At 62.7% G+C, this 17,944-nt stretch carries 13 protein-coding genes; 3 read left to right on the forward strand and 10 right to left on the reverse strand.

Translation table 11 applies throughout. The annotated features are described in order from the left end of the window. The first annotated feature begins 5 nt into the window (after positions 1–5). Both K5Q02_RS19580 and K5Q02_RS19585 read left to right on the forward strand, forming a co-directional pair. Complete coding sequence (locus tag K5Q02_RS19580) at positions 6–446, forward strand: GNAT family N-acetyltransferase (protein ID WP_225839779.1); 441 nt, start codon at positions 6–8, stop codon at positions 444–446. Positions 447–461: 15 nt separating this feature from the next. Beyond that, positions 462–1,145 (forward strand): GNAT family N-acetyltransferase, encoded by a 684-nt coding sequence (locus tag K5Q02_RS19585; RefSeq protein WP_225833377.1) that lies wholly within the window; start codon positions 462–464, stop codon positions 1,143–1,145. A 758-nt stretch (positions 1,146–1,903) separates the two neighbouring features. Here the strand turns inward: K5Q02_RS19585 and K5Q02_RS19590 are convergent. From K5Q02_RS19590 to K5Q02_RS19605, 4 genes are all read right to left on the reverse strand, one after another. Further along, positions 1,904–2,509: a LysE family translocator gene (locus tag K5Q02_RS19590; RefSeq protein WP_225833379.1), complete on the reverse strand. Its 606-nt coding sequence runs from the start codon at positions 2,507–2,509 to the stop codon at positions 1,904–1,906. 46 nt (positions 2,510–2,555) lie between these two features. Continuing rightward, positions 2,556–3,395 (reverse strand): AraC family transcriptional regulator, encoded by an 840-nt coding sequence (locus K5Q02_RS19595; protein WP_225833381.1) that lies wholly within the window; start codon positions 3,393–3,395, stop codon positions 2,556–2,558. Between the two features lie 78 nt (positions 3,396–3,473). Then, on the reverse strand, positions 3,474–4,562 hold the full coding sequence (locus K5Q02_RS19600; RefSeq protein ID WP_225833383.1) for a DUF1615 domain-containing protein: 1,089 nt from the start codon (positions 4,560–4,562) through the stop codon (positions 3,474–3,476). Positions 4,563–4,639: 77 nt separating this feature from the next. Continuing rightward, the gene (locus tag K5Q02_RS19605) at positions 4,640–5,698 is read right to left on the reverse strand and encodes a tetratricopeptide repeat protein (protein ID WP_225833385.1); all 1,059 of its coding nucleotides are present in this window, start codon (positions 5,696–5,698) and stop codon (positions 4,640–4,642) included. Between the two features lie 181 nt (positions 5,699–5,879). On the opposite strand from K5Q02_RS19605, the gene K5Q02_RS19610 reads away from it, so the two are divergent. Beyond that, entirely contained in the window at positions 5,880–6,164 is a 285-nt protein-coding gene (locus K5Q02_RS19610) for a hypothetical protein (protein ID WP_225833387.1), read from the forward strand. A gap of 64 nt (positions 6,165–6,228) precedes the next feature. Here the strand turns inward: K5Q02_RS19610 and glgB are convergent, their stop codons facing one another. From glgB to K5Q02_RS19640, 6 genes are all read right to left on the reverse strand, one after another. Next, a complete protein-coding gene (gene glgB / locus K5Q02_RS19615) occupies positions 6,229–8,433 on the reverse strand; it encodes a 1,4-alpha-glucan branching protein GlgB (RefSeq protein WP_225833389.1) in 2,205 nt (734 codons plus the stop codon). Then, positions 8,430–11,762, reverse strand: coding sequence for a maltose alpha-D-glucosyltransferase (gene treS / locus K5Q02_RS19620; RefSeq protein WP_225833391.1), 3,333 nt, complete (start codon positions 11,760–11,762; stop codon positions 8,430–8,432). Before treS ends, glgB begins: the two co-directional genes overlap by 4 nt. A 13-nt stretch (positions 11,763–11,775) precedes the next feature. Continuing rightward, on the reverse strand, positions 11,776–13,800 hold the full coding sequence (locus K5Q02_RS19625) for an alpha-1,4-glucan--maltose-1-phosphate maltosyltransferase (protein ID WP_225833393.1): 2,025 nt from the start codon (positions 13,798–13,800) through the stop codon (positions 11,776–11,778). A gap of 288 nt (positions 13,801–14,088) precedes the next feature. Next, positions 14,089–16,638 carry a DNA ligase D gene (gene ligD, locus K5Q02_RS19630; RefSeq protein WP_225833395.1) on the reverse strand — a complete coding sequence of 850 codons (2,550 nt, stop codon included), beginning with the start codon at positions 16,636–16,638 and terminating at the stop codon, positions 14,089–14,091. A gap of 11 nt (positions 16,639–16,649) precedes the next feature. Continuing rightward, on the reverse strand, positions 16,650–17,474 hold the full coding sequence (gene ku, locus K5Q02_RS19635) for a non-homologous end joining protein Ku (protein WP_225833396.1): 825 nt from the start codon (positions 17,472–17,474) through the stop codon (positions 16,650–16,652). A 176-nt stretch (positions 17,475–17,650) separates the two neighbouring features. Continuing rightward, positions 17,651–17,893 (reverse strand): hypothetical protein, encoded by a 243-nt coding sequence (locus tag K5Q02_RS19640; RefSeq protein ID WP_225833398.1) that lies wholly within the window; start codon positions 17,891–17,893, stop codon positions 17,651–17,653. Positions 17,894–17,944: the final 51 nt, after the last annotated feature.

The raw sequence follows: 17,944 nt of genomic DNA on the forward strand, positions 1-17,944 counted from the left end.
CCTGGATCTTGGAAATACGCGCAATCACTGCTGACGACCAGGCTGCCTGGTCGCCGCTCTGGCAAGGCTATCTGCGCTTCTACGGGCAGAAGATGCCCGAGGCCACCACAGCCCTGACCTGGCAACGCTTTCTCGCTGACGACGAGCCGATGCATGCGGCCCTCGCCTGGCACGAAGGGCGAGCCATCGGCCTGGTGCACTGGATCTTCCACCGCTCCTGCTGGACGACCGGCGACTACTGTTACCTGCAGGATCTGTTCGTAGACGAAAGTGTTCGCGGTACTGGCGCCGGGCGTGGGCTGATCGAACATGTCTACGCCCAGGCCAAGCTGGCCGGCGCTTCACGGGTGCACTGGCTGACCAATGAAAGCAACACCACCGCCATGCAGCTATACGATCACATCGCCGACCGCCCCGGCTTCGTGCAATACCGCAAGCAGCTGTAATCAGGAACCCAGACCATGACCGACGACACCCTGCTCGACTGGAAACCCGTTTCGCCGCCACCTCGCAGCGCCATTGATGGCCGCTACGTGCGCCTGGAACCGCTGGACGCAGCAGCGCATGGCGATAATCTCTGGCAGGCGTTGCAAGGCCCCAATAGCGATCCTGCCTTGTGGAATTACCTGCCCTACGGCCCGTTCGCCGAGCGTGCCGGGTTCGATGCCTGGCTGCAGGAAAAGCAAAGCACCAGCGACCCGCTGTTCTTCAGTGTGATCGACAAGACCAGCGGACGCGCTGTAGGGCTGTTGTCCTTTCTGCGTATCACGCCAGTCGACGGCTGTATCGAAATCGGCCATATCGCCTTTGGCCAAGCCATGCAGCGTTCTCCGGCGTCCACGGAAGCGATCTGGCTACTCATGAGTCTGGCGATGGACGACCTAGGCAACCGGCGCCTGGAGTGGAAGTGCAATGCACGCAACGCGCGCTCGCTGCGCGCAGCCGAACGTCTGGGTTTCGTTCACGAGGGGTTATTCCGTCAGCACGCCGTGATCAAGGGACAGAACCGCGATACCGCCTGGTTCTCGATCATCGACAGCGAATGGCCGCAATGCCGCGCCGCCTTTGTGCGCTGGTTGTCACCCGACAATTTCGATGAGCAAGGCAAGCAGCGTCAGCGCCTGGAAGCATTGCGTATCCGGTAGGTGTTGTTCGGGCGATGTGATTGCAGCCATTCCGCAATCACCCATCACGACCACCAATCGCCGGCAAGCCGGCTCCTACGGAATCGCGTTCCCTTCCACCGTGTAGGAGCCCGCTTGCGGGCGAAGCGATTGCGGGCATACCGCAAAAACGCATCACGGCCACCATTCGCCGGCAAGCCGGCTCCTACAGAATCGCGTTCCCTACCACCGTGTAGGAGCCCGCTTGCGGGCGAGGCGATTGCGGACATACCGCAATCACGCATCACGGCCACCAATCGCCGGCAAGCCGGCTCCTACGGAATCGCGTTCCCTACCACCGTGTAGGAGCCCGCTTGCGGGCGAGGCGAGTGCAGCCATCCCGCAATCACGCATCACGACCACCATTCGCCGGCAAGCCGGCTCCTACGCAATCGCGTTCCCCACCACCGTGTAGGAGCCCACTTGCGGGCGAGGCGATTGCGGACATACCGCAATCACGCATCACGGCCACCAATCGCCGGCAAGCCGGCTCCTACGGAATCGCGTTCCCTACCACCGTCTAGGAGCCCGCTTGCGGGCGAAGCGATGGCGGGCATACCGCAAAAACGCATCACGGCCACCATTCGCTGGCAAGCCGGCTCCTACGGAATCGCGTTCCCTACCACCGTGTAGGAGCCCACTTGCGGGCGAGGCGATTGCGGGCATACCGCAATCACGCATCACGGCCACCATTCGCCGGCAAGCCGGCTCCTACAAAGAGATCGCATCATTTAGGAGGTTTAGAGCGGCGCGCCGAGCCAGGCGGAAATCAATAGCAACAGCGCCATGACCTGGTTGAAGCGGGTCATGGCCTGGGCCGAGGTGAACAGTTTGGCAGCACCGCGGCCGAGCAATGCCCAGCAGCCCAGGCATGGCAAGGCGATAGCCAGGAAGATCGCCGCCAGCAAGGTCACCCGCATGGCCTGCCCGGGGCCAGGTGTGGCGAACACGCTGACCACCGCCAAAGCCATCATCCAGGTCTTGGGGTTGACCAGTTGCAGTGCCGCACCGGCAAACAGGCCAAGCCGCTGCTCGCCTGGCCGCGCATCGTCTGCGTTCAACGCGGTAGCCGGGCTGCTGAAGATGCGCCACGCCAGGTAGCTCAGCCACAACACGCCGAACCAGGCCATTGCCCATTGCAGGCGTGGGTGCTGTTGCAGCAATTCGCCGAGGCCAAGCCCGACTGCCACCACGATTGCCGCAGACCCCACACAGGCGCCGAGCACCAGCGGCAGGGTCGCCGCTACGCCGTAACGGGCGCTGCTGCCAAGCACCAGCACATTGGTCGGCCCCGGGGTGATCGACGCGACGAAAGCGAACAGCATGAAGGGCAACAACTGAGTCATGAACAGGCTCCAGACAAACCGAGCGCTGATCATGAGTCGGGCAGCGTCAGGCGTCTGGAAGGTTTGAGCAACGCCGCTGGTAATGGGCCGGGGTCATGCCATAAGCCCGCCGGAACCAGCGCCCGAGATGACTCTGATCGGCGAAGCCAAGCACTGCAGCGACCTGAACCGGCGGTTCGCCACGGGCCAGCATATGCCTCGCCCGGGCCAGGCGCAGTTGCACCAGATAGGCATGTGGCGCCAGGCCAAAAGCTGCCTTGAAGGCGCGGCTGAGGCGAAAGCGATCGACCCCACAGGCGGCGGCCAGGTCATCGAGACCAATGTCGCGAGTATGCTGATCATGCAGGAAATCCCGCGCACGCTGCGCAACCAACGGCAGGCGCGGATCCGGATCGAGGCGCCGACGCCAGTGCAGCTGTTCGGTCAGACGCGTCAGCAGGCCGTCCAGTGCGCTCTGCCTGACCATGCGCATCTCCTGGCGATGCAGCGCGGCAAAGGCCTCGCCGACCGCCGCGAGCAGGCGAGGCTCATTGGCCAGGGTGGCGCTGAAGCCGGGCAGGCAGTCGGCGGGCGCCTGTTCGAACAGGCTGCGCAGCTCGCGCTCCAGCCACTGAGCATCCAGGTACAGCATCGAGTAGGTAAAGCCTTCCGGCTCCGGTGCATGGCCGTCATGGAGTTCACCAGGCTCGAGTAGAAACACCTGGCCGGCCAGGCTGCTGTTCAGTTGCTTGCGGCAATGGAACTGCTGCACGCCCTGCTCGGTGAACCCGACCAGATAGGCATCGTGCCAATGGGGATCGTAGGCATGCCCGCGAAAATGCGCGCGGATGGTCTCGATACCGGTGTCTTCATCCTGGGCCAGGTCGACCCAACTCTGCGCGCTCATGCTTGCTCCAGCGCCACGCTCTGCGGAGCGTTCATGCTACCCGACCCACCACGTATATTCTGGAAGGTTTGTGCAGCTTCAGCGCGCCCGCGCCATGCAGCGTTGATGGCGGGTGTCGACACGCTCGGCGAACCAGGCAGTGGTCAGCCTCCGGGTAATCTTCGGGCTTTTCAGAACGATGCCGGGCAGTACCGCCCGCGGCAGCGACATGCCTTCAGCCTCATCAGCCAGGGCGAATACCCGCTCGTACAAGCGGCTTTCTTCGAACTCCAGGGTATCGCCCTCCTCCAGCGCCCGGCGGATCGCCCGGTCGCTCATGCCCAGGCGTTTACCCAGCGACCGCACGGCCAGTTCGGTGGAGCCAGCCTTGCTGGTGCCGTGAATGATCAGGTCGCCGTCCAGCGCCAGCGGAATGCCCGAGGCGATGGTGACCGCATGCTGGAAGGCCGCATTGCGGCTGGCGTACCAGCCGGCATTGAAGTCGGCGAAGCGATAAAGGGGTTTCGGGTAGCTGGCCGGATAGCCCAGCAGATGAGCGATACCGAAGTACATGCCGCCACGGCGGCTGAACACCTCGCGGCGAATCGAGCCGTCGGGTGGATACGGATAGCCCTCGGCATTGGCCTGGGCAAAGGCGATGCTGACCTGCATCGGCCCACCGGTGCGCACCGGATTGAGGGTGCCGAACAGTTGCCGACCGAGCGGCACCATGCCGGTGAAGTCATCGAAAATGGCACTCAGCTGCTTTTCCGTGCGCACGCTATCCAGGCGCTGCTGATAGGTTTTGCCGGTAGGCGACTCGATGCGCAGCGCTGCATTTACCAGCAACTGCGGGATATGCAGGCTGGTAGCACGGCGGTCTATTTCCGCCCGGGCGATCTTCGCCAGGCCAGGTACCTGCGGGTCGGCAGTGAACGTCGATTCCTGCTCCGTCACTGCCAGCACGGCGCAGATATTCTCGGTGCTTGGCGCGATCTCCTGGGCCGCAAACGCGGCGTATATATCGGCCGCCCAGCCCTCGCGGTCAGGCGTATTCACCGGCATCAGGCGGACGATCTGCGCGCGCACCTCGGCCGGCCTCGGCGCAGGCACCTGCTGCTGGCTGGAACAGCCGGCCAGCAGCAAGATCAGCAACGCACAGGGTGTACGCAGGAACGATGACTTCACCCGGACAATCCTCGGATAGCAATGACCCTGCTGAGACAACGCCAGCCCCCAGCCTATCCACGATAATTTCAGCCGATTCAATGCCCGCCCCGCTCGGCCAGACGCGCCTGCATCTCGGTCGCCCGATCCGACCAACCGGCAACTCGATACAGTTCGAGCAGATCCTGGAGCGTCTCGGTGATAGCCGGGTCACGCTGATCCAGCGCGGCCTGGCGAATATCCAATGCCCGCAACAGCAGCGGCTCGGCCTTGGCGTATTCGCCCTGCACGCCATATAGCCCGGCTAAATTGCTCAGCGCCACGGCGACCTGCGGATGCTGCAGCCCATACAAGCGCTCATCCATGGCCAGGGCGCGGCGCATCAATACATCGGCTTCTGGGTAACGCCCCTGACGGGCGTACAGACCCGCGAGATTATTAAGACTGAGAGACAGCTGCGGATGGTCAGCGCCAAGACGCTGCTCGCGAATGGCCAGCGCGCGTCGGTAATGGGGTTCAGCTTCAGCGTAGCGGCCCTGCGCCTCCATGAGCAGGCCGACGTTGTTGAGCACACCCGCCACCGCGAGATCGGATGCCCCCAGCGCTTTCTCGAAGTTGCTCAGGGCGCGCCCATAGGCCTTCTCAGCCTCGGCGTAGCGGCCCTGGCTGGTATACAGCAAAGCCAGGTTGTTGAGGCTCTCGGCCACGTAGGGGCTGTCCGCGCCCAGCCTGCTCTCGCGAATGTTCAGCGCCCGGGTGTAATAAGCCTCGGCTTCAGCATACTGGCCACGGGCATCGTGAACCTTACCCAGATTGATCAGCGCCGCAGCCACGCCGAGATCATACGCCCCCAGGGCCCTCTCACGAATGTTCAGGGCACGTCGGTAGAGCGGCAGCGCTTCGTCGAAACGCCCGAGGCTCGCGTATACGCTCGCCAACGTATCCAGGCTGTTGCCGATGGCCTGCTGATCACCGCCAGCCGTACGCTCCGCCAGGGCCAGAGCCTGACGCGCCGGCTCGATGGCCCGCTGGTACTGCCCGGCCTGAAACAGCTCACGAACCTGGGAATCCAACTGCACCCGGCGTTCGTCGTCATCCTCAGCGGCGGACGCACAGACCGAGACAGCCAACAGCAGCACCAGAAAGCTCGCTCGCATCCTCTTCGTCCCTGAATAAGCAGCCATCGTTGAACCGTCTCATAGGAAAGGCAGCGGAAAAAGCAGTTCGAACCGAGGCACAAGCGCAGCGGTCTACAAATAACCTACGGCCCGAATCAACGGACCTGCGGACACGGAGCAAGTTCCGCTCCAGGATCGGCATGAGCAAGGAGATCCACCCATGGTTACCCATTACAAGACCGATGGTCACTTGGCCTGCGGCACCCACGGCGAGAACGTCACCTCCAGCAAAGAGCTGAACCGGGTGAAATGCCGCAACTGCCGCAACACCGAAGCCTACAAGCAGGCCCGTCGTGACACTCGCAATGCAAGCCGACGCGCTGCCCGTAAGGCCAAGAGCAATCAGCCTCGTACCGACTGGCGCTCGTCCTGGCAGCAACGCCTCACCGAGCTGCCGGGCACCCACCGCCTGCCGCGCGGCTTCGCTGGGCAGCCCTACGTATAGGGTTTAGCGTAAGTCAGGCTGATAGCAGAAGGGGTGGATCGGTAATCGATCCACCCCTTCTGCGTTAGTGCGGCTTGATCACCAGCGTGGCGAGCGGCGGCAGATCCAGCAGCAACGACTGCGGCTGACCATGGCTGGCGAGTGTCTCAGTCAGCAACGCGCCCTGGCTGCCAGAATTCGAGCCGGCATAACGCTCGGCATCGCTGTTGAGCAGCACATGCCAGCTACCCTCTTTCGGCACACCGATGCGGTAACCATTGCGCGGCTCGGGCGTGAAGTTGTGCACCACCAGCAGCGGCGCGCCGGTCTCGTCCTGACGCAACCAGGCGAACACGCTGTTGACGGCATCGTCACCGATCAGCCAGGCGAAGCCCTCGGCCTGACCATCCAGACGGTGCAGCGCCGGCTCGTGGCGGTACAGGCCGTTGAGGTCGCTGACCAATTGCTGCACGCCCTTGTGCTCGCCATAACGCAGCAGGTACCAGTCCAGCTCGTGGTCATGGTTCCACTCGCGCCACTGGCCGAACTCGCAGCCCATGAACAGCAGCTTCTTGCCCGGATGGCTCCACATGAAGCTCAGGTACAGGCGCAGGTTGGCGAACTTCTGCCAGCGGTCACCGGGCATCTTGTCGAGCAGCGAACGCTTGCCGTGCACCACTTCGTCGTGGGAGATCGGCAACACGAAATGCTCGGAAAACGCATATAGCAGGCCGAACGTCAGTTGGTGATGATGGTGCTGGCGGTGCAGCGGGTCTTCAGCAACGTACTTGAGGCTGTCGTGCATCCAGCCCATGTTCCACTTGTAGGCGAAACCCAGGCCGCCTTCCTGCGTCGGTCGGCTGACGCCAGGCCAGGCGGTCGACTCTTCGGCGATCACCAGGGCGCCGGGCACTTCCTGGGCGACTACGTCGTTGAGGTGGCGCAGGAAGTCGATGCTCTCCAGATTCTCGCGGCCGCCGTGGCGGTTGGGAATCCACTCGCCTTCCTTGCGCGAATAGTCGCGATACAACATCGAAGCCACCGCATCCACCCGCAGGGCATCGATGTGATAAGCGCGCAGCCAGTGCAGCGCCGAGGCCAGCATGAAGCCATGCACTTCGGTGCGGCCGAGATTGTAAATGTAGGTATCCCAGTCCTGGTGGAAGCCTTCGAACGGGTGCGCATACTCGTACAGGGCCGTGCCGTCGAACTGGCCGAGGCCATGGGCGTCGGTGGGAAAATGCGCCGGCACCCAGTCGAGAATCACGCCGATACCGGCCTGGTGACAGGCGTCGACGAAGGCGGCGAAATCCGCCGGGCTGCCATAGCGCGAGGTGGGCGCGAACTGGGAAAGCAACTGATAGCCCCAGGAACCACCGAAGGGGTGCTCCATGATCGGCATCAGTTCGATATGGGTGAAACCCAGTTGCTGCACGTAGGGAATCAGCTGCTCGCCGAGCTCTTTCCAGCTCAGCACGCGGCCGTCTTCGCCGCCCTCGCGGCGCCACGAACCGACATGCACTTCATAGATCGACATCGGCGCCTGATAGCCCTGCTGCGCCTGGCGTTGCTGCATCCAGTCGCCATCACGCCAGTCGAACTCCAGCGGCGCCGAGACCACCGAACCAGTGGCTGGCGGCAACTCGGTTGCCAGTGCCATGGGATCGGCCTTGAGCGGCAGCAGGCCTTCGCGGCCGAGGATCTCGAACTTATAGACTTCGCCCGGGCCGAGGCGCGGCACGAACAGCTCCCAGACCCCGCTCGGCTGGCGCAGGCGCATCGGGTGGCGACGGCCATCCCAGCCATTGAAACCGCCGACCACCGATACCCGGCGGGCATTCGGCGCCCACACCGAGAAGCGCACGCCCTGCACGCCTTCATGGGTCGTCAGCTGGGCACCAAGGCTCTTGCCGAGTTCGCGGTGGTTACCCTCGGCGAACAGGTACAGATCCATTTCACCGAGCAGTTGCCCAAAGGCATACGGGTCTTCGGTTTCCTGGACGCCGGAGCTCCAGTTGATGCGGTAGCGATAGGGCACGCGCTGCTCGACACGAATGCTGAACAGCCCCGGTACGCTCGATTGCTCCAGCGAGCCGAGGGTTTCACCACTGACGGCGTGGATCAGCTCGACACCCAGGGCGCCGGGCAGATAGGTACGAATCGTCAGACCGTGAGCGAACTCATGTGGGCCCAAAATTGAAAACGGGTCGCCGTGCTCACCCCTGATCAGGGACTCAATGGCGGCGCGGTCGATACCTGCCACCTGGCGATCAGTTTCTCCATTACTCATCGTTTACCGCTCCCCAGAAGATATTTGGTCAGCTCTATCAGCCCTTGTACCGGAACCTCCAGCCAATCAGGGCGATAGCGCGCTTCATACAGAATTTCGTAGGCCGCTTTCTCGATGCAGAACAACGCCAGCGCCGCCACTTCACCTTCGCGTTCATGCCAGGCGTGGGGCAAATCTGCCGCCGCCAGGCGATAGGCTTCGTTGAACGCCGTTCTCGACTGGCTGCGATAGAGCCCGGCGATATGCTGGCGTGCGTGCTCTGCTTCCGGCGTCACATCGGCGCTCTGGGCGCTGCGCATGGCCATAGCGGCAGCGTAGTCGAAGGAGCGCAGCATGCCGGCAACATCCTTGAGCGGGCTGTAGAACGCGCGACGTTCATCCAGCGTGCGGGTCGGCTCGCCCTCGAAGTCGATCAGATAAGCGTCGCCCTGCACCACCAGCACCTGGCCAAGATGCAGATCGCCGTGCACGCGCATGCGGATACCGCCCGCCGAACGCCGCGCCAAGTCGTCCACCAGGGTGATGATCTGCTCGTGCCGTACGGCCAACCAATCGGCCTGGTTGGCTGCTTCACCGGTGAGTTCCCCTCGCCCTTCGGCCACCAACATCAGCGCCTCGCGCACTTGGCCTGCGATGCTTTGCGACCAGTCGGCCACATCGACCTCGCTGGTTTCGCGGTAACCAAAATCAGGGTTATCGCTGGCTTGGCCGAGAGCCATGTGCATTTCGCCCAGGCGCCGCCCCAGGAGCCCGGCGAAGGCATCTAATTCGGCCAGCGCGGTGTATTGGTTTTCCTGCTCCGAGTGACCGCCGGCCAGCTCATCACGGATCGCCCGCTCCAGATTGTTCTGCGTCCATTGCCAGGCATCGCCCTGATTGTTCAGGTAGCCCTGCAGGATCATCAACGTATGCGGCACGCCCTGCTCATCGACCCTGCGAACTTCACCCAGCAATGGGGCGATGTGCTCGAAGCCGGCGGCTGTCAGGTAGCCGCCTATTTCCGCTTCCGGGTGGATGCCGGGCAGCACACGGCGAATCAGCTTGAGTACCGCCTGCTCGGCGATGATCGCCGAACTATTGGACTGCTCGGCGGAAATCAGCTGCACCTCGGCTTCGGCCAGATCGCCCAGGGCTTCCAGGCGTGGCGTGGGCACGAACTGGATCTCGCTGCCCTGCCAACCCAACACGCTGCTTTCACGCAGGTGACGCATCACATGGCGGACGAAACCATTGAGGGTAAAACCGTCTGTCAGCAGGCCAACCTGGCGTCCGCGACGCAGACGCGCCAAGGCCAGTTGCTGAGGCACGCTAGTGCCCGCCTCATGCTCACCGACGAACCCCAGCGGCAGTTGATACTGTTCGCTGGTGCCCGATTCACGGCTGACTTGCACTTCGCTGAGCACATACAACTCATCCGGCTCACCAAAGGGAATGGCGTAGAGCAGCTTGACCTGACGCAGATCCTCGCCCTGCCCTGAGAACCAGCGACGTTTGGGCAGGTAGGCCGGTAGCGACTCCTGCTCGAGGGTCGTGCGGGCCGGTGGCTGCAGCAGTTCACCAAGCGCTTGCTTGATCACCAGAGTGGTCAGCTCCGGCAAGCGATCGACCGGTGGAACGTGCCAACTGGGCATTTGCGCCTCCTCGGCGAGCAGAAACCAGTAAAAACCATAAGGCGGTAGTGTCAGCAGATAGTTGAGCTGCCCGATGGGCGGGAACGACGAACCGCCGACCATCTCCACCGGTACCTTGCCTTCGTGAGCCGACAGCTCTAGCTCGACTGCCTGAGCCGCTCGGGACAAGTTGGCCACGCAGAGAATCAGCTCCGGGTTGCCATCGGCATTGGTAGCCTCACGCAGATAGGCCAGTACCCGGCGATTGTTCGGCGTAAGCATTTTCAGCGTGCCGCGGCCAAAGGCCTTGTGCTGCTTGCGAATGTTGAGCATGCGCCGCGTCCAGTTGAGCAGCGAATGGGGGTCGCGGGACTGGGTTTCGACGTTGATGCTCTGGAAGCCATACAGCGGATCCATCACCGGCGGCAGTACCAGGCTGGCTGGGTCGGCGCGGGAGAACCCGCCGTTACGATCCGGTGACCACTGCATCGGTGTGCGCACGCCATCGCGGTCGCCAAGAAAGATGTTGTCGCCCATGCCGATCTCATCGCCGTAATACAGGGTCGGCGTGCCCGGCATCGACAGCAGCAAACTGTTGAGCAGCTCGATACGCCGGCGATCCCGCTCGACAAGCGGCGCCAAGCGGCGGCGAATCCCCAAGTTGATGCGCGCCCGGCGGTCGGCAGCGTAGTAGTTCCACAGGTAGTCGCGTTCCTGATCGGTGACCATTTCCAGGGTCAGCTCATCATGGTTGCGCAGGAAGATCGCCCACTGGCAGTTTTCCGGAATGTCCGGCGTTTGGCGCAGGATGTCGGTGATCGGAAAACGATCCTCCTGGGCGATGGCCATGTACATGCGCGGCATCAACGGAAAGTGGAAGGCCATATGGCATTCGTCACCGGGGCCGCCATCCTGGCCGCCGAAATACAGCTGAGTGTCTTCGGGCCACTGATTGGCTTCGGCCAGCAGCATGCGATCGGGGTAATTGGCATCGAGCTCGGCGCGAATCTTCTTCAGCACCACGTGGGTTTCTGGCAGGTTCTCGTTATTGGTGCCGTCGCGCTCGATCAGGTACGGGATGGCATCCAGGCGCAAGCCGTCGACGCCCAGATCCAGCCAGAAGCGCATGACCGCCAGCACTTCCTTGAGCACCTGAGGGTTGTCGAAATTCAGATCCGGCTGATGTGAATAGAAGCGATGCCAGTAGTACTGCCCGGCTTCGGCATCCCACGTCCAGTTGGATTTTTCGGTATCGAGGAAGATGATCCGCGTGCCGTCGTACTTCTGGTCACTGTCAGACCACACGTAGAAGTCACGCGCCTTGCTGCCGGGCTTGGCGGCACGGGCACGCTGAAACCAGGGGTGCTGATCCGAGGTGTGGTTGATCACCAGCTCGGTGATTACCCGCAAGCCGCGCTTATGGGCTTCGCTGATCAAGCGGCGCGCGTCGGCCATGGTGCCGTAGTCCGGATGCACATCGCGGTATTCGGAAATGTCGTAGCCATCATCGCGACGCGGCGACGGGTAGAACGGCAGTAACCACAGCGTATTGACACCCAGATCGGCGATGTAATCGAGCTTGGCGATCAAACCGGCGAAATCACCGATGCCATCATTATTGGCATCGAAGAACGACTTGATGTGCACCTGATAGATGATCGCGTCCTTGTACCACTGCGGGTCATTGAGGAACGTACCGCGCGGTTTTTTGCGTGCCATCGGGTATGTCCTCTCAGCTCGCAACGCGGATGCGCCAGATACCAAACGGCTGGTGCCAGGGCTCGATGCGCATCTGCTGCACCTTGCCGTGCCACAGCCAGGTATGGCCGCTCATCAAATCCTCTCCGAGGGTGGTGGCATCGTCGTCCAAGCCCAGCTCCCAGAGCGGCAGCTCGAAGTGCGCCTCCTGAGCGTTGTGCGGGTCGAGGCTGATGGCCACGAGAATAAAGTTCTCGCGATCAGCGGTGCGCTTGCCGAAGTACAGGATGTTGTCGTTCCAGCAGGTGAAGGCCTTGAAACCCAGGTGGGTCTGCAGTGCCGGGTTCTGACGGCGGATGCGGTTGAGCTGGGCGATCTCGGCGACGATATTGCCGGGCGCCTGATAGTCACGCGGGCGAATCTCGTACTTCTCCGAATCCAGATACTCCTCTTTGCCTGGCACCGGCAGGGCTTCGCAGATCTCGAAGCCTGAATACATACCCCACAGCCCGGAGCCCATGGTCGCCAGCGCAGCACGAATCAGAAAGCCTGCGCGACCGTTGTGGTGCAGAAAGAAGGGATTGATGTCCGGCGTATTGACGAAGAAGTTCGGGCGGTAGCAATCGCGCCACGGCGCCTCGTTGAGCTCGGTCAGGTAGGTTTCCAGTTCGGCCTTGGTGTTGCGCCAGGTGAAATAGGTATAGCTCTGGGTGAAGCCCAGCTTGCCGAGGCGCGCCATCATCGCGGGGCGGGTGAACGCTTCGGCGAGGAACATCACCTGCGGGTGGCTCTTGCGAATATCGGCGATCAGCCATTCCCAGAATGGCAGCGGCTTGGTGTGCGGGTTGTCGACGCGGAACTGGTACACGCCCAGTTCGACCCAGGTGCGCACCACGTCACGCAGCGCCAGCCATAGCTGGGGCACGGCGTCCTTGGCATAGAAGTCGACGTTGACGATATCTTCGTACTTCTTCGGTGGGTTTTCCGCATGGCGGATGCTGCCGTCCGGGCGCCAACTGAACCAGCCGGGATGCTCCTGCAGCCACGGGTGATCCGGCGAGCACTGGATGGCGAAATCCAGGGCGATCTCCAGATCATGCTCACGGGCCGCCTCGACCAGAGCGACGAAATCTTCACGGGTGCCGAGCTGTGGGTGAATGGCGTCATGCCCACCTTCGGGGCTGCCGATGGCGTAAGGACTGCCCGGATCATCGGGCCCGGCCGTGAGCGAATTGTTGCGGCCCTTGCGGTGCGCGGTACCAATGGGATGAATGGGCGGGAAGTACAGCACATCGAAGCCCATGGCCTGAATCGCAGGCAGGCGCTTGATCACGTCCCGGAGGGTGCCATGGCGCTCGGGATCGTCGGTTTCCGAACGGGGGAACAGCTCGTACCAGCTGGCAAAGCGTGCCATCGGGCGCTCCACATCCAGCAGGTAGACGGCGCTGCGGGTGCGGTGCGGATGGCCTTCGGCACGGCGTACCAGCGCCTGGGTATCCAGCGCCAGCAACAGCGCCACGCGCTCGTCGAGGCTCTGCAATTCGAGCAACTCATCGACCAGTGCCTGCAAGGCCACGCCCAGGTCGCCATCCGCGCGCTCGGCCGCCTGACGCAGCAACTGCTCGCCTTCCTGCAACTCCAGATTGATGATCACTCCGGCGCCGAACTTCTTCGACAGCTCGTAGCAGTAGCTGGCGTAAATATCCCACCAGGCCTCGATGAGGAACTCAACCTCGCCGACCCGCTGCGGGGTGATCTCGGCTTGCCAACGGTCATTGCCGATGAACGCCAGCGGTTCGCGGTGCCAGTCCTGCGCACCGAAATCGCGCCACAACACCTCGCCCGCCAGTTTGTCGTGGCCATCGGCGAAGATCAGCGCACTGACCGTCAACTGATCTCCGGCTATCGCCTTGACGGCGAAGCGGCCCTGCTCGATCTGCGGTTCCACCGCCTCGATGGCCAGGCGTGGCAACTCTAGCGCCTGTTCCAGTGACAACTGGCCATGCCCCAAACGGACGGGCTCTTGCAGATAAGGGGTTTGCAGATGAGCAGACGGCATCGAAACGGGCTCCTCACGCCTGGCAGGCGTATAAGCTGTTAGCCGTATGGCTCATGCCATAGGCCGTACACGAAAGTGCGTACCTAATGCGGGTTTGCCGCGACATCTGGAGGGCGTTTCAGGATCTGCTGCGTCAGCCTGCTACATCGAAAAAAGGCTCTAGCGTGCGAGGTCATGAAAAGTTCCAGGATGCCGTGACCTGTCTATCTCCGAACCTGACGGCTTTGGCAAAGTTCAGAGTTTCCGAGGGGCTGCAATCGGCCGGGAAAAGCGGCTATCACAACGCCATCAAGGCGCATCGGCACCAAGCTTCTTCCACATGGCGCGAGTGATGCGCTGCCGGTTGGCATAGCCTTCCCAGGGGTTGCTCTGCAAACGCGACAAGCGCTGCTGCAGATTACCCATATGCCAGTGGGCCGACCCCTGCAGCTCCGTCAGTTCTTCCCGGCGAATCGGCACGGATACGGGCAGCCCAGGCCGCGCACGAACCGAATACGCTGCCACCGTACTGGCGCCGCGGCCATTGCGCAGGTAGTCCAGATACACCTTGCCGATGCGGTTCTTCGGGCCCATTCGAGCGCTGAAACGATCCGGTAACTCATCGGCCATGAACTGCGAGATTGCCTTGCCGAAGGCCTTCAAGGTCTCCCAGTCAACATGCCGCGCCAGCGGCACAACCAGGTGCATCCCGCTGCCGCCGCTGGTCTTGAGAAACGCCTCCAGCCCCAACTCATCAAGCACCGCCAGGCTCAGGCGCGTGGCTTCGACGATGGCACGCCAAGGCAATGCCGGATCAGGGTCAAGGTCGAGGATCAGCCGGTCTGGGCGCTCGATGCTGGCGTAGGCGGCGTTCCAGGTATGCAGCTCGATGGCGCCCATCTGCACAGCACCGACCAGTGCCGGCACGCTGTCGATGGCCATCAGGCGGTCATGACCGGGATCCAGCGCAGGGTCGAGATGGCGGATATTGGGGATCGCCAAGCGCTCGGCGTGCTTCTGGAAGAACTGCTCACCGTTCACGCCATCTGGCGCACGCAGCAGCGATACCGGGCGGCTGCGCAGATCCGGCAGCAGCCAGTCGGCGATCCCGGCGTAAAACTGCGCGAGCTCGACCTTGGTCGCCCCGCTCTGCGCATCGATGACCCGATCCGGGTTACTGATCGACACTTCGCCAACGTCTTCGCGACCACCGCGGCGCTGCGTTTTGGTGCTGGGCACGGGCTCATCGTCGAGCAACTCGGGGGGCACCGGCCGTTCCTCAACGATCTGTTCGGCGGGTTTGTCGCTGCGTTCGGCGATGAAGGCGCCCTGCCGAACCAGGCCTTCGTGCGTCCATCCCGCGAACGCCACCTCCACCACCAGTTGCGGTTCGACCCACTGCACGCCACGGCGCTGGGCGGCGCTCGGCTGTTTGCTCAGAGGCGAATCATCGCGGCCGAGTGCCTTCATGCGTTTGTGCAGGCTGCTCAACAACGCATCGTTGAACCCGCTGCCGACGCGCCCGGAGTAGCGCAGCCCATCGCCATCGTTGACCGCCAGCAGCAATGCGCCGAAACCTGCGCGGCTACCTTGCGGCTTGGTGAAGCCAACCACGATGAATTCCTGACGCTGCCGGCACTTGAGCTTGATCCAGTCAGCGCTACGCGAGGATCGATACGGGCTGCCGACACGCTTGCCGATCACCCCCTCCAGGCCCAGGGCGCAGGCGCTGCCCAATACGCTCTGATGGTCGACCTCGAAAGCGTCCGAGAAACGCAGCAGGCCACGTCGTGCCGGTAGCCTCTCGAGCAACGCCGCACGCCGCTCTTGAACCGGTAGGCTGCGCTGATCCTGGCCATCGAGCCATGGCGCATCGAAGAGGAAATACAGAATGTCGCCACTGCGCTGCTCGTCGAAGGCGTTTTGCAGGGCCTGAAAATCCGGCATGCCGTGGTCGTCTAGCACCACGGCTTCGCCATCCAGCCAGCTGTCACCCAGCTTGAGCTTACCCAGCGCCTCGGCCTGTGGCGCCATGCGCTGTGTCCAGTCATGGCCGTTGCGGCTGAACAGCTTCACGACACCCTCGCTGATACGCGCCATGATGCGGTAGCCGTCGTACTTGATCTCGTAGATCCAATCGCCACCTGGAGGCGCGCTGACCAGCGTGGCCAACTGCGGCGACAGCAGCTCGGGCATTGTCTTGGCTTTGCCGGCCGCCGGCGTTGCCTTGGCCACGCTCTTGGCTTTGGCCGACGATGGCCGCGATTGATTGGCTGCGGGCTTGTGCATGCCGCCGACCAGATTGCCACTGATCACGCTGGCCGGCAGCGCGCTGACGATGTCGTAATCGCCTGCCGGCCTCGCGACGTCATCCCGCTCCTTGATCAGCAGCCACTGCTGCTTGTCGCCGCTGCCCTTCAGGCGTGTGCGCACCAACGTCCAGGCTCCTGTCAGCTTTTCACCGATCAGGGTGAACTTGAGCTTGCCCGCCTCGTAAGCAGCGACGGGGTCGCCCTCGGGCTGCCAGATGCCCTGATCCCAAACGATCACGTCGCCCGCGCCATAATTGCCCTCGGCAATGCTGCCTTCGAAGGTGGCGTATTCCAGCGGATGATCCTCGACATGCACGGCCAGGCGCTTCTGAGTCGGATCCAGGCTGGGGCCCTTGGGCACCGCCCAGCTCTTCAGAGTGCCCTGCAGCTCCAGGCGAAAATCATAGTGCAGGTTACGGGCATCGTGCTTCTGCACCACGAAACGCAGAGCACCGGCCTTGGCGCGACGGCGCGTCGTCGATTCACGGGGCTCGCTGGTGGACTCGAAGTTGCGCTTGCGGTTGTAGACGCTGGTCGCCCTGGCCATGGCCGCTCACCTCACTTCGACGTGCGTTTGCGCGTCGGCTTGGCCGAGTTGCCTTCCAGGCTGCGCTTGAGCAGATCGGTAAGGTCGATGACATCGGCGCTCTTGCTTGGCGGTTTGCGCTCGCCGCTTTCGACATCTTCGATCTTGCCGGCCTTGGCCTTCTTCTCGACCAGCGCCATGATCTTGTCGCGGAAGGTGTCGTGATACTCCTCGGGCTGCCAGTCCACCGCCATGTCGCGCACCAGGCGCTTGGCCATGTCGCGTTCACCCTTGCTCAGTTTGGCGTCGGTCACTGCGTCGCTGAGTTCTAGGGTGTCGAGGCCACGCACCTCGTCAGGCCAGCGCAGCATCACCAGTAGCAATGCCGAGTCGTCAACCATCAGCGCGGCGAGGTGCTGTTTGACGTGCAGCACAACGTGGGCCAGGGCGACCTTGCCGGTATCCTTGAGGGTCTGCTGCAGCAGGGCGTAGACCTTCTCGCCGCGTTTGTCCGGCGCCAGGTAATAGGGGCGCTCGATATGCTGCAGCGGAATGGCCTCGGCATCGAGAAAGCCGAAGATATCGATGGTCTGGGTGGATTCGGGGTGAGCCGCACGGATCTCGTCCTCGCCAATGATTACGTAGCGGCCTTTCTCCACCTGCACGCCCTTGGCGATATGTTCCTTGTCGACTTCCTTGCCGGTGGCCTTGTTGACGCGTTTGTAGCCGACCGGCTCCATACTGCGCGAATCGAGCCAGTCGAAATCGATGCCTTGTGTCTCGGTCGCCGATACCAGCGAAACAGGGATATGCACCAGCCCGAAGCTGATCGCCCCTTTCCAGATTGCCCGCGCCATGAGTTCACTCCCCCGCCATTGAACGTTAACGGGTGACTTGAGCGTGAAAACAAAAGTTTCAGTCATCCGCCGGAGGGCAGCGGCAAGCGACTGATGCAGGGAGAAAGTGGGAGAAATGCGTATAGCGAACTACTGCGCGGCGGCGCAGTTCTGTAGCGGTCTGGCAAGCGGCGTCGTTACAGAGTGACGCCGTCGCGATAGATCACGCTACCGTCGATGGTGATGTCGCGGATCTCGCGCAGCATGTTGTCAGCCGCGGTTTCCGCCTCGCTCTCGCAGATACTGCCGGGAGCAGCGACCCAGAGCATCTGCACGGCGGCGCCAGCGCACTTGGGTTGGTACTCGATAAGGCCCACGTACTGCTGGCCATCCTTCATGGCATCCGTCCAGGCAATGCATCCTTTGAAGTTTCTGAACATCTCAGACTCCACTTCTGTATTGCGGCCACCTGATGCGGGCCTATTTGCTTA

The organism is Pseudomonas sp. MM211 (assembly GCF_020386635.1).
Classification (GTDB): Bacteria; Pseudomonadota; Gammaproteobacteria; order Pseudomonadales; family Pseudomonadaceae; genus Aquipseudomonas.